Source organism: Mycobacterium sp. 360MFTsu5.1, from assembly GCF_000383495.1.
GTDB classification, from domain to species: Bacteria; Actinomycetota; Actinomycetes; order Mycobacteriales; family Mycobacteriaceae; genus Mycobacterium; species Mycobacterium mucogenicum_B.
Genome location: NZ_KB911475.1, coordinates 1 through 24,198, shown reverse-complemented (window position 1 = coordinate 24,198; position 24,198 = coordinate 1). Strand labels below are relative to the sequence as shown.

The 24,198-nt window shown below is 67.2% G+C and carries 25 protein-coding genes; 15 read left to right on the top strand and 10 right to left on the bottom strand.

Annotated features, from left to right (window positions below; translation table 11 throughout):
* Window positions 1–204: 204 nt before the first annotated feature.
* A complete protein-coding gene (locus H289_RS0126545) occupies window positions 205–1,092 on the bottom strand; it encodes a class I SAM-dependent methyltransferase (RefSeq protein ID WP_020103890.1) in 888 nt (295 codons plus the stop codon).
* 46 nt (window positions 1,093–1,138) lie between these two features.
* Complete coding sequence (locus H289_RS0126540) at window positions 1,139–2,017, bottom strand: oxygenase MpaB family protein (RefSeq protein ID WP_020103889.1); 879 nt, start codon at window positions 2,015–2,017, stop codon at window positions 1,139–1,141.
* A 77-nt stretch (window positions 2,018–2,094) separates the two neighbouring features.
* Between H289_RS0126540 and H289_RS0126535 the strand changes: the two genes are divergently transcribed.
* Genes H289_RS0126535 through H289_RS0126525 form a run of 3 tightly spaced genes read left to right on the top strand, consistent with a single transcriptional unit; the run spans window position 2,095 to window position 4,398 of the window.
* On the top strand, window positions 2,095–2,712 hold the full coding sequence (locus H289_RS0126535; protein WP_020103888.1) for a TetR/AcrR family transcriptional regulator: 618 nt from the start codon (window positions 2,095–2,097) through the stop codon (window positions 2,710–2,712).
* On the top strand, window positions 2,709–3,518 hold the full coding sequence (locus H289_RS0126530; RefSeq protein ID WP_020103887.1) for a helix-turn-helix domain-containing protein: 810 nt from the start codon (window positions 2,709–2,711) through the stop codon (window positions 3,516–3,518). Before H289_RS0126535 ends, H289_RS0126530 begins: the two co-directional genes overlap by 4 nt.
* Window positions 3,519–3,576: 58 nt before the next feature.
* On the top strand, window positions 3,577–4,398 hold the full coding sequence (locus tag H289_RS0126525) for an SAM-dependent methyltransferase (protein WP_020103886.1): 822 nt from the start codon (window positions 3,577–3,579) through the stop codon (window positions 4,396–4,398).
* A 19-nt stretch (window positions 4,399–4,417) separates the two neighbouring features.
* Here the strand turns inward: H289_RS0126525 and H289_RS0126520 are convergent, their stop codons facing one another.
* Both H289_RS0126520 and H289_RS0126515 read right to left on the bottom strand, forming a co-directional pair.
* Complete coding sequence (locus tag H289_RS0126520; protein WP_029105787.1) at window positions 4,418–5,245, bottom strand: MBL fold metallo-hydrolase; 828 nt, start codon at window positions 5,243–5,245, stop codon at window positions 4,418–4,420.
* A gap of 119 nt (window positions 5,246–5,364) precedes the next feature.
* Entirely contained in the window at window positions 5,365–5,943 is a 579-nt protein-coding gene (locus H289_RS0126515; protein ID WP_020103884.1) for a VOC family protein, read from the bottom strand.
* Between the two features lie 95 nt (window positions 5,944–6,038).
* On the opposite strand from H289_RS0126515, the gene H289_RS0126510 reads away from it, so the two are divergent.
* The 5 genes from H289_RS0126510 to H289_RS33205 all read left to right on the top strand — a co-directional run bounded on the left by H289_RS0126510 (window position 6,039) and on the right by H289_RS33205 (window position 11,456).
* A complete protein-coding gene (locus tag H289_RS0126510; RefSeq protein ID WP_029105786.1) occupies window positions 6,039–6,668 on the top strand; it encodes a TetR/AcrR family transcriptional regulator in 630 nt (209 codons plus the stop codon).
* Window positions 6,665–7,804 (top strand): alpha/beta hydrolase, encoded by a 1,140-nt coding sequence (locus H289_RS0126505; protein ID WP_020103882.1) that lies wholly within the window; start codon window positions 6,665–6,667, stop codon window positions 7,802–7,804. Before H289_RS0126510 ends, H289_RS0126505 begins: the two co-directional genes overlap by 4 nt.
* Window positions 7,780–8,763 (top strand): 2-hydroxyacid dehydrogenase, encoded by a 984-nt coding sequence (locus H289_RS0126500; protein ID WP_020103881.1) that lies wholly within the window; start codon window positions 7,780–7,782, stop codon window positions 8,761–8,763. Before H289_RS0126505 ends, H289_RS0126500 begins: the two co-directional genes overlap by 25 nt.
* 90 nt (window positions 8,764–8,853) lie before the next feature.
* On the top strand, window positions 8,854–11,034 hold the full coding sequence (locus H289_RS0126495) for an acyl-CoA dehydrogenase family protein (protein ID WP_020103880.1): 2,181 nt from the start codon (window positions 8,854–8,856) through the stop codon (window positions 11,032–11,034).
* Between the two features lie 173 nt (window positions 11,035–11,207).
* Window positions 11,208–11,456 (top strand): hypothetical protein, encoded by a 249-nt coding sequence (locus tag H289_RS33205; protein ID WP_225433645.1) that lies wholly within the window; start codon window positions 11,208–11,210, stop codon window positions 11,454–11,456.
* Window positions 11,457–11,466: 10 nt separating this feature from the next.
* Here the strand turns inward: H289_RS33205 and fadD2 are convergent, their stop codons facing one another.
* The gene (fadD2, locus tag H289_RS0126485) at window positions 11,467–13,176 is read right to left on the bottom strand and encodes a long-chain-fatty-acid--CoA ligase FadD2 (RefSeq protein WP_020103878.1); all 1,710 of its coding nucleotides are present in this window, start codon (window positions 13,174–13,176) and stop codon (window positions 11,467–11,469) included.
* A gap of 77 nt (window positions 13,177–13,253) precedes the next feature.
* On the opposite strand from fadD2, the gene ligD reads away from it, so the two are divergent.
* Window positions 13,254–14,492 carry a non-homologous end-joining DNA ligase gene (gene ligD / locus H289_RS0126480; protein ID WP_020103877.1) on the top strand — a complete coding sequence of 413 codons (1,239 nt, stop codon included), beginning with the start codon at window positions 13,254–13,256 and terminating at the stop codon, window positions 14,490–14,492.
* A gap of 165 nt (window positions 14,493–14,657) precedes the next feature.
* A complete protein-coding gene (locus H289_RS0126475) occupies window positions 14,658–15,128 on the top strand; it encodes an STAS domain-containing protein (protein ID WP_036421575.1) in 471 nt (156 codons plus the stop codon).
* A 190-nt stretch (window positions 15,129–15,318) separates the two neighbouring features.
* Here H289_RS0126475 and H289_RS0126470 read toward each other — a convergent pair whose 3' ends face one another.
* Entirely contained in the window at window positions 15,319–15,780 is a 462-nt protein-coding gene (locus H289_RS0126470) for a PPOX class F420-dependent oxidoreductase (protein ID WP_020103875.1), read from the bottom strand.
* A 55-nt stretch (window positions 15,781–15,835) separates the two neighbouring features.
* Here H289_RS0126470 and H289_RS0126465 point away from each other — a divergent pair, with 55 nt between their 5' ends.
* A complete protein-coding gene (locus H289_RS0126465) occupies window positions 15,836–16,237 on the top strand; it encodes a MerR family transcriptional regulator (RefSeq protein ID WP_020103874.1) in 402 nt (133 codons plus the stop codon).
* A 14-nt stretch (window positions 16,238–16,251) separates the two neighbouring features.
* On the opposite strand, the gene H289_RS0126460 is transcribed toward H289_RS0126465, so the two are convergent.
* Window positions 16,252–16,806: a hypothetical protein gene (locus H289_RS0126460; protein ID WP_036421602.1), complete on the bottom strand. Its 555-nt coding sequence runs from the start codon at window positions 16,804–16,806 to the stop codon at window positions 16,252–16,254.
* A gap of 416 nt (window positions 16,807–17,222) precedes the next feature.
* Between H289_RS0126460 and H289_RS0126455 the strand changes: the two genes are divergently transcribed.
* The gene (locus H289_RS0126455) at window positions 17,223–18,377 is read left to right on the top strand and encodes a hypothetical protein (protein ID WP_155944276.1); all 1,155 of its coding nucleotides are present in this window, start codon (window positions 17,223–17,225) and stop codon (window positions 18,375–18,377) included.
* 90 nt (window positions 18,378–18,467) lie between these two features.
* On the opposite strand, the gene H289_RS32080 is transcribed toward H289_RS0126455, so the two are convergent.
* Window positions 18,468–19,334 (bottom strand): DUF732 domain-containing protein, encoded by an 867-nt coding sequence (locus H289_RS32080; protein ID WP_155944275.1) that lies wholly within the window; start codon window positions 19,332–19,334, stop codon window positions 18,468–18,470.
* A gap of 427 nt (window positions 19,335–19,761) precedes the next feature.
* Between H289_RS32080 and H289_RS32075 the strand changes: the two genes are divergently transcribed.
* Complete coding sequence (locus tag H289_RS32075) at window positions 19,762–20,934, top strand: hypothetical protein (RefSeq protein ID WP_138158290.1); 1,173 nt, start codon at window positions 19,762–19,764, stop codon at window positions 20,932–20,934.
* Here H289_RS32075 and H289_RS31420 read toward each other — a convergent pair.
* The gene (locus H289_RS31420; protein ID WP_155944274.1) at window positions 20,931–22,337 is read right to left on the bottom strand and encodes a PPE family protein; all 1,407 of its coding nucleotides are present in this window, start codon (window positions 22,335–22,337) and stop codon (window positions 20,931–20,933) included. The two genes, H289_RS32075 and H289_RS31420, sit on opposite strands and share 4 nt — an antisense overlap.
* A 149-nt stretch (window positions 22,338–22,486) precedes the next feature.
* Between H289_RS31420 and H289_RS0126435 the strand changes: the two genes are divergently transcribed.
* Complete coding sequence (locus H289_RS0126435; protein WP_020103868.1) at window positions 22,487–22,906, top strand: nitroreductase family deazaflavin-dependent oxidoreductase; 420 nt, start codon at window positions 22,487–22,489, stop codon at window positions 22,904–22,906.
* Here the strand turns inward: H289_RS0126435 and H289_RS0126430 are convergent.
* Entirely contained in the window at window positions 22,893–23,474 is a 582-nt protein-coding gene (locus H289_RS0126430) for a TetR/AcrR family transcriptional regulator (RefSeq protein WP_029105784.1), read from the bottom strand. The two genes, H289_RS0126435 and H289_RS0126430, sit on opposite strands and share 14 nt — an antisense overlap.
* Window positions 23,475–23,781: 307 nt before the next feature.
* On the opposite strand from H289_RS0126430, the gene H289_RS0126425 reads away from it, so the two are divergent.
* Window positions 23,782–24,198, top strand: a 417-nt coding sequence (locus H289_RS0126425) for an MmpS family transport accessory protein (protein WP_020103866.1), incomplete at its 3' end; no start/stop codon positions are given.

Genomic DNA, 24,198 nt, shown 5'->3' with positions numbered 1-24,198 from the left:
GGCACTGTGCCGCCGCGCGGACGCGCCTTGCTGGAAGTGCGCCGCGGCGAATACCGCAAATGTGTCAGTGCCCATGTCGATGTTCGCGGGATATTAGAGTCCCCGCATATCTCCTTAAGTATGCCTAAGCTAACCCCTGCGAAGTTAGCATTGCATAACTTAAGTTGTCGAGACGCACCCCACCGCGTCAGGAGGTGACGACGCTCACTCCTTGACGGCGGTGACCAGGCTGTTCGAGGCGATCATGGTCGCCGCTTCGGGATTCGTCGGCACCGGACGGCCTACCGACCGGAAGTAATCAGCGAGTCCCGTGGCCTCGGCTCGCCAGCCCCGCGCGCCGAACCAGTCCGCGGCGGGAGCGATCTGCTCGTTGTAGATCAGTTTGAAGAAGCCCTCCGCCATGTCGTCCCCCGCGGCACGCTTGGCCGCGAACACCTCGGCGGGCATCGGCTTGCCCTCTTCGATCGCCACCCAGCTGCCGGGTGCCGACAACTCGTCGATTCCGGTGAACAGATCGTCCTGCGCTGTCGCGGGCAGATAGATCAGGAGGCCTTCGGCGATCCACGCCGAAGGGCGCGCGGGGTCGAAGCCGGCATCGGTGAGCGCTGTCCGCCAGTCGTCGCGCAGGTCGACGGCGATCTCGCGACGTTCCGCCTTCGGGTCGGCCCCGTTGCCGGCCAACACTTCCCGCTTGAACTCGAGTACCTGGGGCTGATCGAGCTCGTAGACGACGGTGCCGTCGGGCCAGTCCAAGCGGTACGCGCGGGAGTCGAGCCCCGCGGCCAGCAGCACGATCTGGCGGACGCCGGCCGCCACGGCGCGCTGGAAGTAGGTGTCGAAGTACTTGGTCCGCGAGCCCTGGAAGTTGATGAACGGTTCGCCGAACTCGGGCGTCGCCAACGGGTGTTCCGGCGCCTCGCCGTCCAGCACGTCGGCCCAGACGCCGCCGACCGCGCGGGTGAACACCTCCGCATATTGGTCCACCACAAGCGGATTGGGCTTCGCCGCCTCCAATGCTCGCGCCGCGGCAACCATCACCGCAGTCGATCCAACACTCGAATTGATGTCCCAGCTGTCATTGTCGGTCCGCACCCGCGCGAGGGTACGCCGACAACATGGACGGCGACTGGGACGAGATTCAGACCAACGGACGCCCGGTGCGGATGCGCCAGTCCAGATCCCTGAGCATCCAGTTGAACGGGAAGCGCCGCAGCGGTCCGGGCAGGACCCGGTTGACCGCCTTCACGAGCTTCATCACCGAGTTGAAGCGCTTCTGCCGCTTGGCATCCCACGGCAACCGCATCTCGTCGCGGAAACGTTGCGGCAGAAAGCCCGTGGTGAGCAGGAGCGAGAACGACTCGAACCAGCGTTGCAGCGGACCGGGGAGTTGCAGCCCCTTCATCCGCACCGCGGCGATCGGATACAGGTACTCGCGCACCGTGTCGTCGATGTGCACCTGGTCCAGCGACTCCTGCCAGTACTTGTCGAAGGCGGCCCGGTCGGCCGGCCACATCTCCGGCGTCACCTGCAGTGTGGTGCCCATCGTCATGCCCTGCCGGTAGAACTCCTCGGCGGTCTCGTCGTCCAACTCGCCGACCACCAGGCGATAGACGTCGAGCGCGCCCTTGAACAGGCACGCCGCCACCCACAGCTGCAGGTTCTTGTCCATCGCGCTGTACTTCACCGGGCTGTCCGGGGTCGAATACACCTGCCGGTGCGCCGTGTTCACCGCGCTGCGGTACGCCGCCTTCTGATCGTCGGACCCCAGGATCGCGACGGCGAGGTACGTGAACGTGGTGCGAGCTCGCTTGATCGGGTGCAGATCGGTCCGGCCGCTTTCCACCCGGCTCTCGACGACGCCGTAACCGACGCCCGGCCGCGCCAGCTGCATGATCACGTTGGCCGGGCCCGCCAGCAGTGCCGCACCGACCAATCCGTCGGCGTACTGGACATTCCGGCGTACCCGACGGCCCGGCGCGCATGCGTTGACCGGCATCTCGACCAGATCGACCGTCATTGGTCACTCCTCGCAAAAGTGAGAACGATTGATTCCTGATATTGCCCGCGGCACGGTGCAGGTGTCAAGATGGCGGGGTGCCTCAGGTACGGCCGTACCGCGGGATCGACGCGGCAGAACGCCTGGCCCAACGACGGGCCCGGCTGATCGACGCCGGACTGGAGATATTGGGTGCCGCGCCGCCGGCACCGGAGCTCACCGTCCGGACCATCTGCGGCGGAGCCGGCGTGGCGATGCGCTACTTCTACGAAAGCTTCTCCGACAAGGACGTTTTCGTCGAAGCCGTCTTCGATCATGTGGTCGCCGACCTCGCCGCCACGACGCAGGCGGCGGTCGCCGCCGCACCGCCCGACGAGCAGAGCCGCGCCGGTATGGCCAACATCGTGCACGCCATCGCCGGCGATCCCCGGGTCGGCCGGCTGCTGTTCAGCGCCCAGCTGTCCAACGAGGTGGTGGCACGCAAACGCAACGAGTCGACGGCCTTCTTCGCCATGCTGCTCGGCCAGCACGCGGGCGACGCCCTTCAACTGCCCGCCGGGGACCGCCGCCGCGCCGGCACTCATTTCGCGGTAGGGGGCGTCGCACAGACGCTGAGCGCCTGGCTGTCAGGCGAAATCACCTTCACGCCAGACGAATTGGTCGACCATCTGGCGCTGCTGCTGAACACGCTCGGCAAGCGGGCCGTCCGCCGGTGAACGGACCCCAGCTCCGCCGGCCCCGGTCGCCGCTGAACCAGCACATCGACTTCTTCGGTTACTGGGCGCATGGCGGCGTCGCCTCCGACCGCAGCCGGGCCCTTCCCCGCGGCGCGGCGACCGTGGTGATCGACGTCGGCGGGCGCGATCGCGTCGACTTCTTCTCCGCCGACGGCGCCACCCGAATGCCGGTGGAGCCGGCGTTCCTCACCGGTCCGGGCACGCTGTCGTACGTGACCCGGATCGATCCAGGTGAAGCGGTGCTGACCATTCATTTCCGGCCCGGCGGCGCGCTGCCGTTCTTTGGAATTCCGTTGGCGGACTTGGAGAATTCCTGCGTCAACCTGACCGACCTCTGGGGTGCCGATGCCGCGTTGCTGCGTGAGCAACTGATCGCGACACCGGGCTGGCCGCGGCGCATCGAGATCGTGGAGGACTTCCTCCTCGCCCGGTTGCGGCCGATATCCCACACGCTGATGCCGGTCCTGCACACCGCCGAACACCAACCGTCGCTTCGGGTTTCCGAGGCGGCCGAGCTGACAGGACTCTCCGCCAAGCGCCTGATCGCGACGTTCCGCAACGAGATCGGGCTCACCCCGAAGGCCTACCTGCGCGTGCGGCGGCTGCAGGCCGCGCTGCGCCTGCTCGATGCCGGCAGCGGCGACGGCGCCGACGTCGCGGCCACTCTCGGGTATTTCGATCAACCCCACTTCGTGCGCGAGTTCCGCGGGTTCACCTCGGTCACGCCGACCCAGTACACCCAGCGGCGCAGCGCGCTGCCCAGTCACGTCGGGCTGACGGGGTAGTCGCGAGGGCGGCAAAAATATCCAAGCGCCAGGCTCGGCTGACCGGCAGCATGGAGGCATGCACGAAGGAGCACAGGCCGTCGCGAACACCGGCCTCCTGGTCGCCGCCATCCGCGCCGACGAATCCCGCCGCCCTGACCGCCTTTTCACCGATCCGTTCGCCGAACGCCTGGCCGGTGAGACGGGCCGCCGGCTGCTGGATGAGGCCGTCGCCGAAGCCGGGGACCGGCCGACGCGGCAGATCGTGGTACGCACCCGGTTCTGGGACGAAGCGCTGCTGCGCGCCACACGGTCCGTCCGCCAGGTCGTCATTCTCGCCGCGGGTATGGACGCCCGCGCGTTCCGGCTGCCCTGGCCCGATGGCACCACGGTCTACGAACTGGACCAGCCCGAGGTCATCGCCGCCAAGGCCGCGGCACTGGCAGGCGAAGAACCGTTGTGCACCCGGGTTGCCGTCGGCGTCGACCTCACCGGCGACTGGACAGATGCCTTGCAGTCCAAAGGTTTTGACGACCGGCAGCCCACGGTGTGGTTGATCGAGGGCCTACTGCAATACCTCGACGAAGCCGCCGTCGGCACGGTCTTCGAGCGGGTCGACGCCCTGTCGGCGGCCGGTTCGGTGCTGCTGTACGACGTCGTCGGGAAGACGCTGCTCGACGCGCAGCTGCTCGCGGCGGTACGACAGTCGATGGCACGCAACGGCGCGCCGTGGCTGTTCGGGACCGACCAGCCGGGTGAGTTGGCGGAGCGTCACGGGTGGTCGGCCGTCGTCACCGACGTGGCGGTGCCGGGCAATGAGTGGGGCCGCTGGTTCGCACCCGCGGTGCCGATGGGTGTGCCCGACGTGCCGCGCGGCTACTTCGTCGAGGCGACGAAGTAGCCGCACCTGCGCCGTGAGGTCAGGTCAGGTGGTCGAATTCACCGCTGACATGGCGGATATGAGCGTCGGCAGAGCGGTGCACGACGTCCTTGGCGTCGTGATCGATCTCGTCGCCACCCAGGGTGTAGAGCCGGTCGTATTCGTAGGCATCAAGGCGGTCGACGATACGTCGAACCACTGCCGCCGACAGCGGCAAGTGCTTGGGGTACATGCGCTGGAACGACACCCAGTCTTTGGCCAAGGCGCCCGAGATGGTGTCCCCGACGAGCAGCGTGCCGTCCGGGCACACCGCCACGGCGCTACCCCGCATGTGACCACCCACGTGCACCAGCCGAAGTCCCGCCAGCGGCTCGATCTCGCCGTCCCAGTATTCGATGACCGGATCGGGAGCCGGAACCCATTCCTGGTCACGAGCATTGACGTAGACCGGCACGCCACCGAACGCCTTGCTCCAGGACAACTGCGCGCCGAACATGTGGGGGTGGCTCGCCGCGATCGCCGCGACCCCACCGAGCGCATTCACCAGACCGACGATCGAATCGTCCAGGTAGCTCGGCGCGTCCCACAACATGTTGCCGGCAGCGGTCTGCACCAGATATGACCGGTGGCCGATCGCGAATCGGGGTGCCCTGCGCAGGCTGTGCACACCCCGACCATGGTCGACGTATTCGGTCTGATGTGGCTGCGCGGCAAGGCGTTCCAGAGTCGTCCAGGTGCCATGCGGTGGCAGGTGTCCGCGTTCCTCGATGGGAACGACCTCAGCGGTGAAAACACAACTGTTCTCGGGCGGCCGCGTTTCGGTATCGGCGTGCTCGACTCCACATCCATCGCAAATCCACGTAGGCATGCACCCAGCCTGCAAGCTCAACCGTGGTTGAGATCAAGATGCAGTGTTCGAGAGCACTTCCAGCCAGGGATGGTCCGGATGCACTTGCGTATCACCGACGGCGGGCCCCGGCATCAGAGTCAGGCCGGAGCGACCGCCGGCCGCCGGTCTGCGGCGGTCCGCGGTTCCGTCACGGCGTCGGCCTCGGTGAATTCCTTGGTCCAGCAGGCGAATTCCAGCGTGATGCCGTCGGGGTCCTGGAAGTAGAACGACCGCACGTACACGCCGGGGTGCACCGTCGCCGACGCCTGCATCGGGCTCTCGTCGTGGTTGAGCACCGGGCCGACCCGCACGCCCTTTTCCTTGAGCCTCTTGCGGTACTCGTCGAACTTCTCCGCGGGCACATGAAAAGCCAAGTGGTTCAACGAACCGACGGCACTCACGAACTCCCCGATCCCGGGTATGGCCGCGGGCTGCGAGATGCCGGGCTCCCCGTCGGGTGCCTGCGCGAACCAGAAGAACGCCACGCAGTCACCATTGCCGGCGTCGAAGAAGAAGTGCTGGCCCATGTCGCCCGGCAGGTCCACCGACTTCACCAGCGGCATGCCCAGCACGCCCGAGTAGAAGTCGACGGTCCGCGCCATGTCCGCGCAGACGAGCGCGACATGGTTGATGCCGCCCAGCTCGAATTCGGCGTTGCGGTTGTCGGGCTTGATCATCGTGCCACTCCTGACGACAGGGTCTGGTCAATCACCTAATCTGAATCTAACATCAGGTTCAGGTTTGATCAATGACTCTTCGGAAGGACGCCACCGTGACCGTCGCGCCCCGCGAGCAGCTCCCCACCGTGCGGGGCCGCCAGACGCAGGCGGCGATCGACAGCGCCGCCCGCGCCGTCATTGCCCGCAAAGGCATTCTGGCGACCACCATTTCGGACATCGCCGCCGAGGCCGGCCGGTCCACCGCGTCGTTCTACAACTACTACGACTCGAAAGAGGCGATGGTCCATGAATGGGCACAGCGCTTCCGCGACGAGGCCCGCGAGCGGGCCCTGCCGGCCACCGGCCCCGAGCTGACCAATTGGGAACGCTCCCACCAGGCCGCCGCCGCCCACTGGGAGACCTATCGGCATCGGCTTGCCGAGGTCATCGCCATCTACCAACTGGCGATGATCAACGACGATTTCGCGCAGTACTGGGCCGAAATCTGCGAGCTGCCCATCTCGCTCATCGTGTCGATGGTCAAACACGCTCAGCAGCAAGGCTTCTGCCCGGATGACAATCCGCGGCTCGTTGCCGTGGCTCTGGTATCGATGCTGAACCAGTTCTGCTATACCCAATTGTCAGGCGACGGCGCCACCACCGCAGACGACGAAGCCTGCGTCACCACCCTGGCCAACATCTTCTACCGGACCATCTACCACGAGGGGAATCCGCGTACATGAACAAACCCGGAAGTTCGTCCGCCGCGGGAGTCACCCGAGAATTCATCGGAATGGACTCACCGACCGCGCTGCGCGCCGGGTCCGGTGGCCATCCCTGCCAGGGCATCTACTACCGAGGAATGGGCCGCAAACCCAAGGTGGCGATGATCGCCGCGCACTACCAGATCGATTTCGCCGAGCACTATCTCGCCGACTACATGGCTACCCGCGGTATCGGGTTCCTCGGCTGGAACACCCGATTCCGCGGCTACGAATCCAGCTTCCTGCTCGACCACGCACTTGTGGACATCGGCGTCGGGGTGCGCTGGCTGCGCGAGGTCGCCGGCGTGGAAACCGTTGTTCTGCTGGGCAATTCCGGCGGCGGCTCGCTCATGGCCGCCTACCAGGCCCAGGCGCTCTCACCGCACATCACGCCGCTGGACGGCATGCGCCCAGCCGCGGGCGTCTACGACCTGGTGCCGGCGGACGGCTACATCTCCAGCGCCGCCCACCCGGGCCGACCGGACGTGCTCACCAATTGGATGGACGGCTCGGTGACCGACGAAACCGACGCCCTGGCAACCGATCCCGATCTCGACCCCTTCGCCGCGCACAACGGCCCGCCCTTCTCCCCGGAGTTCGTCCAGCGATACCGCGACGCGCAGGTCGCCCGCAACCACGCGATCACCGACTGGGTGGAAACCGAGTACGCGCGCGTTCGCGCCGCCGGCTTCCGGGACCGCCCCTTCACCGTCATGCGGACCTGGGCCGACCTGCGCATGATCGACCCCACCCTCGAACCCACCAAGCGCCCGGCCAATCAGTGCTATGCGGGCACCCCCGTCCAGGCCAACCGTTCGGCCAACGGCATCGCCGCCGCGTGCACGCTGCGCAGCTGGCTGACGATGTGGAGCCTGCGGCACGCCCAGACCCTGGCCGAGCCGCATCTGGCCCTCATCGACAACCCCGCGCTGGTGATCAATGCCGAGCAGGATTCGGGCGTGTATCCCTCTGACGCGCAACGCATCTTCGACGCACTGGCGTCGACGGACAAGACGCTGCACGCCATCGACTCCGACCACTACTTCACCACGCCGGGCGCCCGCAGCGAACAGGCCGACCTCATCGCCAAATGGATCGCCAAGCGGTGGCGGTGAATCCGGCGGTCCGGGTGCTGGCGCACTTCACGCCCGGCCCGAGGGTCACCGAATTCCTTGCCCCGCTGGGCGATCTGGTCGATGTGCGGTTCTGCGCGGCGGACGACGACGCGACGTTCTACCGGGAGCTGGCCGACGCCGACGTGCTGTGGCACGTCCTGCGGCCCCTCAGCGCCGAGGATCTCGAACGGGGCCGGCGCCTCAAGCTGGTCCACAAGATGGGCGCGGGCGTCAACACCATCGACGTCGACGCAGCGACCCGCCTCGGCATCGCCGTGGCCAACATGCCCGGCGCCAACGCCCCTTCGGTCGCCGAGGGCGCGGTCATGCTGATGCTGGCCGCGCTGCGACGGCTGCCGGAACTCGACCGCGCCACGCGCGCCGGCGACGGCTGGCCCACCGACCCGACGCTCGGCGAGACGGTCCGGGACATCGGCAGCTGCACCGTCGGGCTGATCGGGTACGGCAACATCGCCAAGCGTGTCGAGACCATCGTCACCGCGATGGGCGCGACCGTCGTGCACACCAATACCCGTGGCGCACAGGGCCACCCCGGCTGGCGGACGCTCCCCGACCTGCTCGCCGTCAGCGACGTCGTCTCGCTGCACCTGCCGCTCACCGAGCACACCGAGGGACTGCTCGATGCCGCTGCGCTGGGACGGATGAAACCGGGTGCGGTCCTGGTCAACACCTCACGCGGCGCCGTCGTCGACGAACCCGCACTGGTCGCCGCCCTGCGCGACGGGCCGTTGCAGGCCGCGGGCCTCGACGTCTTCGCCACCGAACCCGTCGATCCCGCCAATCCGCTGCTGGCCCTGCACAACATCGTCGTCAGCCCGCACACCACCTGGTACACCGCCGACACCATGCGCCGCTACCTGGCCGAAGCGGTGGACAACTGCGAGCGATTCGCCGCCGGACGGCAGCTGGCCAACGTGGTTAACGGAGTGAACCTCTAAACACCCGTCAAGTGGGTTACTCTCGGAACCAACCGACCAGTTATTTGGTCGGGTGCGCCACAAGCCCGCAGCCGGTCACAGGAGGCAACGATGCCCATCGCGATCACGTCCGAGCACAACGATCTGGCCGATTCGGTCCGATCCCTGGTGGCGCGGGTCGCGCCGTCCGAGGTGCTGCACGAGGCCCTCGAGACCCCGATCAGCAACCCACCGCCGTACTGGAGTGCCGCCGCCGACCAGGGCCTGCAGGGCCTGCACCTGTCGGAAGCCGTTGGCGGACAGGGCTTCGGCATCCTCGAACTCGCGATCACCCTTGCCGAGTTCGGCTACGGGGCCGTCCCCGGGCCGTTCGTCCCGTCGGCCATCGCCAGTGCGCTCATCGCCGCCCACGACCCCAAGTCGCCCCTGCTGCCCGGCCTGGCGTCCGGCGAGACCATCGCGGCGTACGCCTTGACCTCAGGCCTGACCGCCACCGCCCAGGGCGACGGGCTCGTCGTCAGCGGTGAGATTCGCGCCGTCCCGGCGGCCGCGCAAGCCACCCTTCTGGTGGTGCCCGTCGACGACCGGTGGGTCGTGCTCGACACCGCGGCGCTACAGATCGACCCGGTCCAGAGCGTCGACCCGCTGCATCCCGTCGCGCACGTGCGCGCCGACGCCGTCGAGGTGGCCGCCGACCGCGTACTCACCGGTCTGACGCACCCGCACGCACGGGCCTTGATCACGACGCTGCTGTCGGCCGAGTGCGTCGGCGTCGCGCGGTGGGCCACCGATACCGCCGCCGAATACGCCAAGATCCGTGAGCAGTTCGGCCGGCCCATCGGACAGTTCCAGGCCATCAAGCACAAGTGCGCCAACATGATTGCCGAGACCGAGCGCGCCACGGGTGCGGTCTGGGATGCCGCCCGCGCGCTCGACGAGCATGCCTCGGGAGACGCCGACTCCGACTATCAGTTCGCCGCCGCGGTGGCCGCCACGCTGGCGCCCGTCGCCGCCCAGCACTGTGCGCAGGACTGCATCCAGGTGCACGGCGGCATCGGCTTCACCTGGGAGCACGACACCAACGTGTACTACCGGCACGCCATCGCGCTGGTCGCCGGGTTCGGCCGCGCCGCCGAGTACCCGCGACAGGTCGTGGACCTGGCCACCACCTCCGGCATGCGGTCCATCGACATCGACCTGGACCCGGACACCGAGAAGCTGCGCGCCGAGATTCGTGCGGAAGTGGCTGCGCTGAAAGCACTTCCGAGCGGACCGGAGCGCAACGCCGCTATCGCCGAGGGCGGCTGGGTGCAGCCGCACCTGCCGACGCCGTGGGGCCGGGCGGCGTCACCGATCGAGCAGATCATCATCGCCCAGGAGTTCAGCACCGGAAAGGTGCGGCGCCCGCAGATGGGCATCGCGGCGTGGATCATCCCGTCGATCGTGGCGTTCGGTACCAACAAGCAGCAGCAGGACTTCCTGCCGCCGACGTTCCGCGGCGACATGATCTGGTGCCAGCTGTTCTCCGAGCCGGGCGCCGGCAGCGACCTGGCCAGCCTGACCACCAAGGCCGTCAAGGTCGACGGCGGCTGGCGCATCACCGGCCAGAAGATCTGGACCACGGGCGCCCAGTTCTCCGCGTGGGGTGCGCTGCTGGCCCGAACCGACCCCAATGCACCGAAACATCAAGGCATCACGTACTTCCTGCTCGACATGAAGAGTCCGGGTGTCGAGGTCAAGCCGCTGCGTGAACTCACCGGCAACGCGATGTTCAACACCGTCTTCATCGACGACGTGTTCGTCCCCGACGACATGGTGCTCGGCGAGGTGAACCGCGGCTGGGAGGTCAGCCGCAACACCCTGACCAACGAGCGGGTGTCGATCGGCAGCAGCGAGCCGCCGTTCCTGGCCAGCCTGGATCAATTCGTCGAGTTCCGTCGCGGCGGCGAATTCGACGAGCTGCAACGGCACGAGGCCGGCAAGCTGATCGCCGAGGGCCATGCAGCCAAGCTGCTCAACATGCGCTCGACGCTGCTGACGCTCGCCGGTGGCGATCCGATGCCGGCCGCCGCGATCTCCAAGCTGTTGTCGATGAAGACCGGCCAGGGCTACGCCGAATTCGGGGTCGCGTCATTCGGCAGCGACGCTGTCGTCGGTGACCCTCAGCAGCCCTCCGGCCGGTGGGACGAATACCTTTTGGCCGGCCGCGCGACGACCATCTACGGCGGCACTTCCGAGGTGCAGCTGAACATCATCGCCGAGCGGTTGCTGGGCCTGCCCCGCGACCCGTAAGCACCTCGCCGGAGCGCCGCGGAACCCCCATTTCGGAATAGAAATGGGGGTTTTCCGCGTTATCGGCAGCACTGGTACGGGTGTACCGTCGAGGTAGGCGAAAGCACATTTTGGTGGTGATGATCATGACCACGCACGAGCCGACTACACGAGCGGCGCGCATGCTACGGCCGATGTTGATCGGGGCCGTCGCGATCGCGTTCACGATCCTGCCGACGACACTGCGCAGCCCGACCACGACGCTGCAGGCCACGGGCGATCCGTGCGTCAACGGCGTTGTCCCGTGGAACCCGTACGTCGTGAACTGCAACCTGCCCGACCGGAACACCCCGAAGGTGCGCGGTGCGGCGCCCGACGCGGGCGCCATCATCGCGTGCCGTGGCAGGCCGGCGTGTCTGTCCTGGTATGTGAACGGCGGCTGAGCCGCGCGAGCTACTCCGCGCCGAGTTCCATGTCGCGCAGCGCGCGCTTGAGGATCTTGCCGGTGGGGTTACGCGGCAACTCGTCGAGGAAGACGACCTCGCGCGGAACTTTGTAGCGCGCCAGGTGATCTCGGACGTAGGCCTTGATGTCGTCCTCGCTGACCGTCGCCCCCTCGGTCGTGACGACGAAGGCCCGCAGACGCGCGCCGAAGTCCTTGTCGTCGACGCCGATCGCGGTCGCCTCCACCACCTCGGGGTGCCCGCTGATCAGGTCCTCGACCTCGGCGGGGAACACGTTCTCGCCGCCGGAGACGATCATCTCGTCGTCGCGGCCGCTGACGTACAGGAGTCCGCGTTCGTCGAAATAACCGACGTCGCCCGACGACAGCATCCCGTCGATGATCTCCTTGCCACCGCCGCCGGTGTACCCCTCGAACGGGAAGGTGGTGCCGACGAAGATGCGCCCGACGCTGCCCTGGGGCAGTTCCTTGCCGTTGTCGTCGAAGATCTTCACGCGGACGCCCTTGACCACCGGGCCGACCGTCGCCGGGTTGATCGACAGATCCTGTGGACGCGCGATGGTGGCGAACGAGATCTCGGTCGACCCGTACAGGTTGTAGATCACCGGACCCAGATCCTTGAGCGCCCGCGTCGCGAGCTCGGATCCCAGCTGCGAACCCGACACGAAGACGATGCGCAGGCTCGACAGGTTCGGCTTCGGCGACGTCTTGTCCAGTTCGTCGAGGATGCGCGACAACATCACCGGCACCACCACCATGGCGGTGACCCGGTGCCGCTCGATGTCGGCGAGCACGGTGGCCGGCTTGAAGCGGCGCCGCAACACCAACGTGCTGCCCAGCAGCATGGCGATGGTCGAATGCAGGTAGCCCAGCGCGTGGAACATCGGCGCGGGCAGGCTGGTGACCTCGCCGGATTTGAACGGCACCGACGACAGCACGCCGCCCACCGGGGCCAGCGACGGCGGGGCACTTCGGTTGGCGCCCTTGGGAGTTCCCGTGGTGCCGCTGGTCAGAATGATGATGGACGCCGGCTTGGCGACCTTCGGCGGCGCGAGGCTGCTGGTCCGGGCGATGACATCGGCCAGGGGTTCGTCGATGCTGCCCGACGGTTCCGGCTTGTCCGGGTTGTACCCCAGCGCCCGCAACTTGCCCAGGGGCGGCTCGGACAACGCGACGGCGTCGGCGTATTCGTCGTCGTAGATGATGAGCTGCGCGCCCTCGCGCTCGGAGACCTCTTTGATCTGCGGACCTGAGAATTCGGTGTTCATCAGGATGATTCGCGCGCCGACCCGCGCCGCGCCGTATACCGAGATCAGGAACCACCGGTGGTTGCGGGCCAGGATCGCCACGCCTTCGCCGGCCTGAATGCCCTTGGCGCGCAACGCGTTGGCCGTCGCGTTCACGGCGTCGTCGAACTCCTGGAAAGTGATGTCGCCGTCGTCGTCGATGACGGCGGTGCGGTGCGGGGTACGGCGCGCGTTGAGCGCCGGAACCATACCGATCTCACCCCAGCGGACGATGTCGGCGAGCATCGCGGCGATGTGCTGTGGCGATTCGAGTTTGAGCGCACCCGCTTCGAACATCTTCCGGGCGTAGTGCAGTTCGGCGGCGCCGCGGTCGACGTATTTACCGACCGACTTCTCCAAAGTTTCCTGAACCTTGTTTGCCACCTGCGACGGGAGGTCAGTCAGCTTCGCCATGAGCCAACCATAGGTGACACCGCGGGTAACGCGGCCAGAACTCCGGCCCCAATTCTCGGGCCAATTACGATGACTTCATGGGTGACTCGCGGTCCCTCGAAGTGGGCGGGCGCGAGGTTGTCGTGAGCAACCCGGACAAGGTGATCTTTCCGGAACCGGGAGTGACCAAGCTCGACCTGGTCAACTACTACCTCGCCGTCGCCGATGGTGCGCTGCGCGGCGTCGCGCGGCGGCCCATGATCCTGAAGCGGTTCGTGAAAGGCATTGCCCAGGAAGCCATCTTTCAGAAACGCGCACCGGAGAAGCGACCCGACTGGATCGACGTCGCCGAGCTGAAATACGCCTCCGGTACCTCGGCGAAGGAAGCCGTCATCGACGAGGCCGCCGGGCTGGTGTGGGCGGTGAGCCTGGGCTGCATCGACTTCAATCCGCATCCGGTCCGGGCCGACGACCTGGAACACCCCGACGAGCTGCGCGTGGACCTCGACCCGATGCCGGGTGTCGAGTGGCCGCAGATTCTCGACGTCGCAGCCGTCGTCCGCGACGTGCTCACCGACTACGGACTGACGGCCTGGCCCAAGACGTCCGGCTCGCGGGGTTTCCACATCTACGCCCGGATCGAGCGGAACTGGCCGTACAAGCAGGTGCGGTTGGCCGCCCAGACCGTGGCCCGCGAGGTGGAGCGGCGAGCGCCCGAGCTCGCGACCAGCCGGTGGTGGAAAGAGGAACGCCAGGGCGTGTTCGTCGACTTCAACCAGAACGCCAAAGACCGGACGGTCGCGTCGGCGTACTCGGTGCGGTCGCGGCCCGACGCCCGCGTCTCGACACCGCTGTTCTGGGACGAGGTCCCCGGCTGCCGTCCGGAGGAATTCACGGTGGCGACGGTGCCCGCCCGGTACGCGCAATTCGGCGACCCGTGGGCCGGCATGGACGACGCCGCCGGCGGCCTGGAGGGGTTGCTGGCGCTGGCCGAAGAACTGGGTCCGATGCCCAAGACCGAGAAAACCGAGGGTGGCACGTCCGCCGATGGGCGGCGGGCCTCGCAGATGCCGCTCATCGAGGTTGCTCGAACGAAGACGCGCGACGAGGCGATGGCCGCGCTCGACGAGTGGCGGGCGAAGCATCCGGAGGCGGCATCTGCCCTGGAAGCCATAGATGTTCTGGTCGACGGCATGCGCGGACCCAGCTCGATCTGGTACCGCATCCGGATCAATTTGCAGCACGTGCCGGAAGAACTGCGGCCGCCGCAGGAGCCACTCATCGCCGACTATTCGCCGTGGGTGGGCTACCAGGGCCATCAGTTGCGCCGACCGTGACCGTTACCCCACTGAGACCATGTTTGCTAGCTGAAGCAATCACACTTCTTAGCGATGATTTAGGACTTACTCCCCGGTACCTTAACTTGGCCACATAACTTCGATCTCGAGCCGGAGAAACGACACAGCTGTCGGGCGTTCGGCAACATCGAAGGGAGGCATCACATGGCTGTAGTGACAGGCAAGGTCACCAGCGACTCGGCATCGACAGCCGCTTTCCGCTATGGCAATCCGGCGGTCGCCTGCGGCGACGCCGAGGTGCGCGCCCAGTGCCGTCAACTGGCGACGGTACTCACCGTCACCGGAGTCATCGACGAAACCGATGTGGACCTGGTTGCAGCGCAGGCACGGCGCTGCGTACTCCCAGAGAAGCCGTTCATCCTGGACCTGAGCGGGGTCACCTCGTTCGCAGTGTCCTGCGTCGAACTGCTCGACAAGGTCAACGACAGCTGCATCGCAGCAGGCAACGAGTGGTCCCTCATTGCATCCCAGCCGGTTTCGACCGCACTGCTGGCCTGCGGTGCAGAGTCCGCCTTCCCGACCGCAACCTCCGTCTCCGAAGCGCTGCACCACTTCTCGGACAGCATGTACGAGCGTCGCCGGTTGCTGCCGTTCCTCACCAAGAAGTCCGCGTAAGACAGGAACTGAACATGTTGATCGATCTCCGCTGGCTGAGTGCCCTGCTCCACCACCGTCGCAAGACGCACATGGCGACGCCGGCTTTCTGACCGCACCTTCGACCTCCAACACGGTGCCGACACCAATCTGGTGTCGGCACCGTGCTTTTTGTCGGTGTTGACTCCTACCTGGGGCACAGGATCAAACGTCAGGAGCCGAAGTCGATGCGCACGATGGCGCTGTCGTCCCAGACACCGCGGTTCCGTGCCTTGTGCCACTTCTCCCGCAACGGCAACCCGGCGTGCACCTGAGTCACCCCCGGAATCCTGATCAGCGGCACCAGATTCCACTGCCACCCGTAGCGCCGGTGCAACACCCGGTTCGCCTCCGCCGCGGCCCCACCCTCGAGGATCGTCGCCGTGCCTGTGAATACGGTTGCGCCGCTCAGCTTTCGGCCTCGGTAGTCGCACGCCGTCAGTTCGACACGCGGATGTGCGCGCAGCCGTGCGGTTTTCGGACCACGCTTGGTCCGGAACACGATTGCGTCCTGCTCGACGGCGAACCAGATCGGCGTATCGACCGGCTCGCCGTCACGCCGGTAGCTCCGGAGCAGCGCGTAGCGGGTCCTGCCCAATTCACTGATGTCTGATCGCTGTGTGTTGGTAGCCATGCGTACAGTCAACGACTTAGAGTTGGCTTCAAGTCAAGGCCGAATCAGGAGTGTCATGGCCACGTTCACCATCGGCGAAGTGTCGGCACGCACGGACGTCGCCGCGACGACGCTGCGCTACTACGAACAGATCGGTCTCATCCCGGCGCCGGCCCGGGTCGGCGGTCAACGCCGCTACGACGACACCGTCATCGATCGCCTCAACGTCATCCGGGTGTGCAAGACCGCCGGGTTCTCACTCGATGAGATCCAGCTGCTGTTCGCCGACGACGCCCCCGGGCGCCCGGCCAGCCGCGCCCTGGCAGAGACCAAGCTGGCCGAGATCGACGCCAAGATCGCCGAGCTGCATCTCGCGCGAGCGGTCGTCGAATGGGGCATGCAGTGCACCTGCCCGTCGATCAGCGCGTGCAGCTGCGGCATTCACCCCGCCAAGCCCGGGGACACCCGGACGGCCTGACGCCTGCGGTCAGGTCAGTGCCCGCTCTGACGGGTGCCGCCGACCTCCGCCGGCAACGGCGGCGGCAGCGGCGTGGTCGGTACGGGCGCGGGGGCTCCGGTAACCGGAGTGGACGGCGTACCCGCCGGGGCAGGCGCAGCGGCCGCGGTTGCGGGCAACGGCCCGCCGCCGCGGAAGAAGGTCATGGGCTCGGACCGGACGGACTGCGAACCGGCGCTGATATCAAGCGATTTCGCGGTGACGGTATAGGTGATGCCGTCGCTCGTCGCGGTGTAGCCGCCCCGGCCGTCCGCGCTTGCGGCGGCGATCAGCTTCGCGCCGTCACTGATCCGGACGCCGCGATATTGGTACTCTCCGCCGGCGCTCTTGCAGACGGCGACCCGTGACGACGCGGTGCTGCCGAACGCCACCGCGGTATCGCCGGTCGGGCAGCGCGCCGTCGAGTCGACGAATCCCTGGGCGTCCGTTGTGGGATCGGCCGCCGCCACCGGGCTTCCGGCCAGCGCCAACACCGCACCCGTCAGGGTCGCGGCAGCCAGCCCCGCAGCACGGAATGTGAAGTCGGACATCGTCACCACCACACCACACCGTGACCGGTTCGGCGAGCGCCCACACCGCACCGCTGGCAAATGATGTGGCCGTCACAGCGGCCGGGCCCGGATGAATTCTTGGAAAACTTCAGCTTGATTTATTTACCCCGGCGGGGAAATAGTGCACGTATTGCCTGGTCAGGCGGCCGATGAGGGAATTTGCTCAGCTAGTGGCACATGCCGGTTTCCGCTACTTTCAGACCGCCTAATTCCGCTCTGCCTCACTGAATCCGGGGTCCATCATGCAAATCGCTGTTCGGCACAACGCACTGCCTTCGTCTCTCGTTGCCGGAATGTGCTCGGTGTGCGTCGTCGCCTCGGTAGGAGCCGCGGCACCGCTGCCCGCGCCGCACTCCCTGCAAGCGGCACATTCCGCAGTGGCCACCGTTTCCACCGTGTCCACCTATGCGGAGAAGTACTACCTGACTGCCTTCCCGGCCGATCTGCTCCAGCTGATCTCGCTGCCGTTCACGGCGTACCAGACGTTCCTGAACAACCTCATCGCCGGCCCCAATGAGTTCATCAAGGCCATCAACACACTCAACGCCGCCATCTACGCCCAGACCGTCGGGCCGTTCGTCGCGCAGTTGATCCAGGGGCCGAACGCGATCATCACGGGCCTCAACAACATCAACAAGGCGATCTACAACCAGACGATCCTCCCGATCGTCAACACCCTGATCGCGGCACCGAACGCCATCATCAAGGGCATCAACGCGATCAACGCCACCTTCTTCAACGGCACGACCGCGAAAATCCCGGTGCTCATCACCACCGCGATCAACACCGCGATCGCCGCGTTGCAGAACCTGTCCACCCTGCCGGCCACCATCATCAAGGGCATCAGCGCCTTGCCGGGTGCCCTCATCGCCGGACTGCAGGCCCTGCCGGGCGCGATCCTCTCCGGGTTCCCGCTGGCCGCAACGCCGGTGGCCGCCACGACGTCGCTGAAGTCGCTGGCTTCGGCCACCACGCTGCCGACCACCCAGACGCTGTCGCTGACGGCCAAGCCCGCCTCCGCCGAGACGGAGACGCCGAAGGCCGCGGGTGCGACGTCGACCGGCACGCCGGGCACGACGCCGACGAGTACCGACACCGGTAAGACGACGGGCAGCACCGCCACCGACAGTCCGACCGACGCCAAGGACACCAGCAAGCCCGCCGGCAAGACCGACGAGAAGACCGAGACCACGGGCACCGACACCAAGTCGACCGAGACCAAGGGCACCGACGCCAAGGACTCGGGCGCCAAGGACACCGACACCAAGAGCACCGACAAGCCGGACACCAAGGCCGGCAGCAAGTCGGACGACAAGGCCGGTGCCGACAAGTCGACCGACGACAAGTCCACGAAGGCCGACTCGGGCAAGTCCAAGAAGGCCGACAAGTCCTCGAAGAGCGGCAAGCACAGCGCTCCCGAAGGCGCGAGCGGTTCGGTCTCCGTGCCCGCGGGTTCGACCGGCGGCAAGCACCGTGCGCCCGAGGGCGGCGGCGCGTCGCACGCGTCGAGCACCAGCGGCAGCGGCGGCAGCAGCAGCCACGACAGCTGACAAGTAGCGCAACAACATTGAGGGCTGTGGCTTTTCGAAGCCACAGCCCTCAATGCATTCCCGCCGATGTCCCGTCGGCGGGGTCAGACCTCAGTAGCCGGGAATCGCCGGGACGACCGGCGACGAGGCCAGCTGCAAAGGCGCCTGCGTCGCGGGCGCCAGCAGACCGGGTGCGGGCACCGCGACCGACGGCGCGGTAAGGCCCGGCGCCGAAGCCACCGGGGCGGTCGCCGCACCGAGCGCACCGGAGACCGGAGCCGTCGCGGCACCCAACGTGCCGGGCAACGGTGCCGTCACCGCGCCCAATGTGCCCGGCACCGGAGCGGTGGCCGCGCCCAAGACGCTCGAAACGGGAGTTGTGGCCGTGCCCAGCGTGCCCGGCACCGCACCAAGCGTGCCCGGCACCGCCCCCAGCGTGCCGGGAACCGCGGTCGTCGCGCCCGACAGGTCCGGCAACCCGACGGACGGCATAGCGGGCAGCCCCGGCGGTGTCACCGGCAGGCCGCCGTTCATCAGCGCCGGGATGTTTCCGTTTGCGAGTGCTGTCATGAAGGCGGGGCACTGGGTCTGGATCGCAACCTGCGTGGCGAACCCGGCCAGCGGCGGCGCGATACCGCCGTTGCCGCTCATCTGGGTTGCCGTGCTGGCCATCTGGCTGCCCGGCTGCACCAGCAGCGGGCAGATCGAGGTACCCACCTCGGCGATGGCGTTGCTGACGGGTCCGTTGTTGCCGATACCGACGTCATTGAGCGCGTCATGGACGACGTCGGCCTGGGCGCGCGGTCCCCACATGAGGGCGGCGGCCACGATCGCCCCGGCCACCACGACAGGCCGCAGCACCGCGGCTGACGTCGCGATGACATCCACCGAGCCGACCTGTGTCCTCCCGGTCTTCGGCCGGCCCGGGCGGGCGGCCACCGATCGTCTGCGGTACGTCACTTCAGTAGTTGCGGTCATCAGCACGCTCCCTGTTCCTGAGTGCTCGGCGCCACACTGGGCACTGGTTTCACTTCGGTAACGGTGGGCTACAAAAGTCACAAATACAACACGGACCGATAACCGTTCGAACCCTATGCGTTTCGCTACCTTGATCTCTGAGACCAGACTGAAATTCTGTCTCCTTTTCTTACGAGAGCTTCAACTCAATAACACCAGTAGTCACATTTGCCCCATTAACACCTTCTGACACAAATCGGAAGAGGCGTCAATAAGTGGCCGATCGTCGACCTGTTCCGGTCCCGCCACGGCCGGTTCAACCCGCTGTCGGACGTCGAGAAAACGCCGCATCAATTGACGCCGGAGTAGGGCTTACTTTGTTCATAGGTAATGGTCAGACGCGTGTGACATACTGCACTTTGGTCAGAAAAGGGGAGGTGATCTCCGCGTGATGCCCCACGCGCGGCTCCTCGCCGCCGCCAGCCTCGTTACCGCGGGGTTGCTGGCGTTGGGTCCCGAAGCCGTCGTGGCGTTGGCCGACACCGACACCGGCAGTTCCAGCACTGGCACCTCGGGCGGCTCGACCACTGGCACCTCGAGCACCACCGGCACTTCGACGGGCTCGTCGACCGGCGGCACGACCACCGGCTCGGACACGTCCACGACGACCGGTGGCAGCACCACCGGCGCCACGACGACGACAGGATCGTCGACTACCGGCTCCACGACCGGCAGCAGCTCGTCCTCGAACCTGCAAACCACCCTGGGCGGAATGGTCGGCCAGTTCACCCGCATCATCCAGCACCCGACCAGCATCATCGGCGGCACACCGCTGACCGGCCTCGTGCCGGGCGTCAAGCCCAAGCCCGGCCAGAACCCTCCGCTGCTCACGCCCGGCGGCTCGGCGACGTTCTCCGCGTCAGTGCCGACGCCGGCGAACAACGGGACACCCCAACCGTCGGCCGCCCTGACGCCGGAACCCACGAAGAACAGCCAGGACACCGGCGTCGCGACCGATCCCAAGCCCCCGTTGGCGCAGCTGCCGCTGGCCGTGGCCCAGGTTCCGTTGACCGCGCTCGACCTCGTCAAGACCACCATCCCGACGGTCGTCGACGCCGTCCCGATTCCAGGTCTTGCCGCCCTGCCCGTCTTCGCCGACGCGCTGATCAACCCCATCGAGACCACCGTCCGCGAGTTGGCGACGGCGGCTTCCAACCTGCCGTTCCTGCAATACACGCCGGGCATGCCCGCCATCCAGTTGCCACCGGACAGCCGGGCCTTCCCGCAGAACTCGAACCAGCTGCCGAAAACCTTTGCCGCGAGCGCTGATTCGTTGCCGCGCGACATCTCGCCGGGCGCTCCGGGCACCACCGACAAACCGGTCCCGCCGGTCCAGCCCCGGGACGTCTTCGCCGCCGAGACCCACCTCCTCGCAGCGAAGGACTTCCGGCCGGGCTATCCGGACTACCTGCGGGCCGCCGGCCTCAGCGAGGTCGCGGCGGTCGCCGTCCCCGGATTCGCCGGCATCATCACACTGACCGCCGCCGGCGGGTTGGTCGGATACCGGCAGGCGCGCGCCACCTCGTCGGCGCCCGCTCGCGCCCAGCGATTCGTCAACTAGGCCCTGGCCCAGGTCGACGGCAGCATCGGCTTCCGCACCACCTCGCTCGGCACCGTCGCCCGCGAACCAACCAGCCCACGTGCCGTGGCATCGAGTTCGGCATGGCTGCCGGAAGCGCTGACCTCGGGCTCGCCCGGCATGGGTAGCGTCATCCGGCCATCGGCCGCCATCGGCTCGTGCCGATGTTGCCGCGATTTCCGGCGCCGTCGCGCCGCGCGACGCTCGGCGACGGCCGCACTTGCCGCCACAGGTTCCTGAACCGGCGCAGATACCGCCTGGGTGGCCGCACCGCGCACGGTCGGCGCCGAACCCTCCCCGTCCGGGCCGACGCCGACGGCGTACAGGTAAGGCGCGTCGGGCATGGGAGCCATCGGCGCGGGGGACGACGACGGGATCGGCGCCGAACCCGATTGTAGCGCGGGCGCGGACGCAGTGGCCGCCGGCGCGGCAGTGCCGACCACCGGCACTGCGCCGCGATCCTGAACGTGGTTGTCGCTCACAGGAACTGATTCGACGACCGGACCCGGCGTCAGCTCCGGAGCCGGCTCGGCCGGGGCTGCGGCGCTTGCTGCGGCAGCCGCCGCAGCAGCGGCCGCGGGTGCGGGTATCGCGGCGAACGGGCCGAAGTAGATGAGCGGATCCAGCACGGAGTAGGTCAGGATGCTGAAGAGTTTGGCGTTCACCGCCGCCGCCGCGCCGTCCAACACCTGAGTGGCGATGCTGCGCAACGGTTCCGGCAGATCGCGGGCCCACTCGGCCAGCGCGTTGACGAGCTTTCGGATCTGCTCGACGACGACGCCCGCGGGATCACGGAACGTGAATTGGCCCGAGCCCGACGAGGCCGCACGGGCCGACATACCGGCTTCCGCAGACGTGATGGCCGGCGCCGGCGATGCGGTCGGTGACGACTCGAGACTTACCGTGGAGACGCCCTCGTAGACCCGCATGGTCGCGGCCGCCTGCAGCCACATCCGGCCGTAGTCGGCTTCATTCAGCGCTATCGGAATGGTGTTGAGGCCAAGGAAATTCGTCGCGAGCAGACTGGTGTGCACGGCGTGATTGGCGGCGAGTTCGGCCAACGTCGGCATCGCCGCGACAGCCGCCGAATAGGCGGCGACAACGGTGTCGTGCCGCTCGGCGATCGCCTCGGCAACGGCGCTCATCGAGGTCAGCCAGTCGAGGAAAGGACCATGCGCGGCCACATACTGCTGGGCGGTCGGACCGTCCCACGCCCCGCCCTGGATCGTTGCCAGGATCCCCGCCAATTGCGTTGCGGCGTCGGCATATTGGCCAGCCAACGCCCGCCACGCGGCGCCGGCTGCCAGCAATGAACCGGGCCCCGGCCCCGTCGAGAGCATCGCCGAACTCACCTCCGGCGGCAGCGTCTCCCATATCGTCGACACACAACTTAGGCTAACCTAACTAACGATTCTGGGGGTGGCTACCTCTGCGGCCACGGGATTTCGGCCGAGCACTCCCCCGGATGCCTGCAGACCGGGAAGAATCGGTCGCGACCGGAATAACCCGGCTTCCTCAATCCGTTGGGAACAAAGTGACCGAACATGAACTGAGCCCCACCGACTGGGTGCGCAAGCAGACCGAACAGATTCTGGCGCAGGGCACCACCGACGGGGTGCAGATCCTCGATCGGCCGGTGGTCCTGTTCACCACCACCGGAGCCAAGTCCGGCAAGAAGCGTCTCGTGCCGTTGATGCGGGTCGAGCACAACGGCCGCTACGCCCTGGTGGCGTCCAAGGGAGGCGCCCCCGAGCACCCGTCGTGGTACCACAACGTCAAGGCCAACCCGCAGATCACGGCGCAGGACGGCGACAAGGTCTTCGAGCTGACGACTCGTGAGCTCGAGGGTGACGAACGGCAGGAATGGTGGGACCGGGCCGTCGAGGCCTACCCGCCCTACGCCGAGTACCAGACCAAGACCGACCGCCTGATCCCCGTCTTCATCGCCGAATAGCGTCCCGCTCCTCCACCGCAAGCAGCCGCCGCGCGGACTGCAGCAGGATGCGGTGGAGTTCATCGTCGGGGATGTCCTGTAGGTCGGGATCCATCGCACTGCCGTAGACGCCCGAGGTGACCAGCGACATGGTCACCCGGGTCTCGGTATCTGCGCTGTCCATTCCCAGCACCTTGCGAAGGCGCTGGTTGATGGCGCTGCACTCCTCGTGGGTTTTGACCAGGGTGTCGATGGCCGGGTCGCGATAGAAGACGGCCGTCACGCGCCGGTGCCGGACCGCGAGCTCGACGAATCCGGTGATCGCGGCTTCCTGGCGCGCCGCCGCGTTCTCTTGCGCCTCGATCGCCGTGGCCAGCTGATCGAGTTCGGCGAACACCGGCCGGATCACGGCGAGCACGATGTCGTCCTTCGAATGGAACTGGTAGTACACGGAAGCCTTGCTGACCCCGAGGTGATCCGCGATCATCTGCAGCGATGTGCCGTTCACGCCGTGGTCCGCAAACAACGCCAGGGCGGCTTCGATCACCCGTGCCCGCGCCGATCCGCGTGGCCCCACCGATTTGGCCAATCCCCGCTCCCTGTTCACCGGCGACCCGAATCGGTCGCCGTGTAGCCGTGGTCACCGCACTCGCGGTCACGTCACCTGCGTCACACGGGATGCCCCGATGTGGGCACCGACCTGCATCAATTGATTCGCTTAACTTGTCTAAGTTTACCTTGGTGGATACGCTGAGTCTGCCGATCGGCAGATTGAAATGTGACACAGGTGGCGGCGCTACACAAGCGGTGCGCAACGCCCCAGCTCACACGGTCCGCCAGGGCATGTCGAGCAATCGAAGGACGGGGAGGGTCAGCGTGACCAAGGAGATCGCAGCGTGATCGGCAATGCGCTCAAGAAGGCGTGGATCCCGTTGCTCATCCTCGCCGTGGCCCTGGTCGCCGGCTTCACCGTGCAACGCGTGCGCGGCTACTTCGGCCAGAACCCCGTCATCGTCACCCCGCGCAACTTCGCCGACGACGCCAAACCGTTCAAGCCCAAGGTCGTCACCTACGAGATCACCGGCACCGGCAGCTACGCCGACATCAACTACCTCGACCTGGACGCCAAGCCGCAGCGCATCGACCACGCCCCGCTGCCGTGGAAGCTCACTCTGTCCACCACCGCACCGGCAGCCTCGCCCAACATCGTCGCCCAGGGCGACGGTGACTCCATCACCTGCACCGTCCACGTCGACGACGAACTCAAAGACACCCGAACCTCCACCGGCGTGCACGCCCAGACCTTCTGCCTG

Bases quoted from the DNA above. Each gene is read 5' to 3' on its own strand.
- H289_RS0126460 (WP_036421602.1), bottom strand. From the start codon at position 16,806: ATGTCCGACTTCACATTCCGTGCTGCGGGGCTGGCTGCCGCGACCCTG.
- H289_RS0126475 (WP_036421575.1), top strand. From the start codon at position 14,658: ATGGCTGTAGTGACAGGCAAGGTCACCAGCGACTCGGCATCGACAGCC.
- ligD (WP_020103877.1), top strand. From the start codon at position 13,254: ATGGGTGACTCGCGGTCCCTCGAAGTGGGCGGGCGCGAGGTTGTCGTG.
- H289_RS0126525 (WP_020103886.1), top strand. From the start codon at position 3,577: ATGCACGAAGGAGCACAGGCCGTCGCGAACACCGGCCTCCTGGTCGCC.
- H289_RS0126540 (WP_020103889.1), bottom strand. From the start codon at position 2,017: ATGACGGTCGATCTGGTCGAGATGCCGGTCAACGCATGCGCGCCGGGC.
- H289_RS0126500 (WP_020103881.1), top strand. From the start codon at position 7,780: ATGGATCGCCAAGCGGTGGCGGTGAATCCGGCGGTCCGGGTGCTGGCG.
- H289_RS0126515 (WP_020103884.1), bottom strand. From the start codon at position 5,943: ATGATCAAGCCCGACAACCGCAACGCCGAATTCGAGCTGGGCGGCATC.
- H289_RS32080 (WP_155944275.1), bottom strand. From the start codon at position 19,334: ATGACCGCAACTACTGAAGTGACGTACCGCAGACGATCGGTGGCCGCC.
- H289_RS0126470 (WP_020103875.1), bottom strand. From the start codon at position 15,780: ATGGCTACCAACACACAGCGATCAGACATCAGTGAATTGGGCAGGACC.
- H289_RS0126495 (WP_020103880.1), top strand. From the start codon at position 8,854: ATGCCCATCGCGATCACGTCCGAGCACAACGATCTGGCCGATTCGGTC.
- H289_RS0126505 (WP_020103882.1), top strand. From the start codon at position 6,665: ATGAACAAACCCGGAAGTTCGTCCGCCGCGGGAGTCACCCGAGAATTC.
- H289_RS0126520 (WP_029105787.1), bottom strand. From the start codon at position 5,245: ATGCCTACGTGGATTTGCGATGGATGTGGAGTCGAGCACGCCGATACC.
- H289_RS33205 (WP_225433645.1), top strand. From the start codon at position 11,208: ATGTTGATCGGGGCCGTCGCGATCGCGTTCACGATCCTGCCGACGACA.
- H289_RS0126465 (WP_020103874.1), top strand. From the start codon at position 15,836: ATGGCCACGTTCACCATCGGCGAAGTGTCGGCACGCACGGACGTCGCC.
- fadD2 (WP_020103878.1), bottom strand. From the start codon at position 13,176: ATGGCGAAGCTGACTGACCTCCCGTCGCAGGTGGCAAACAAGGTTCAG.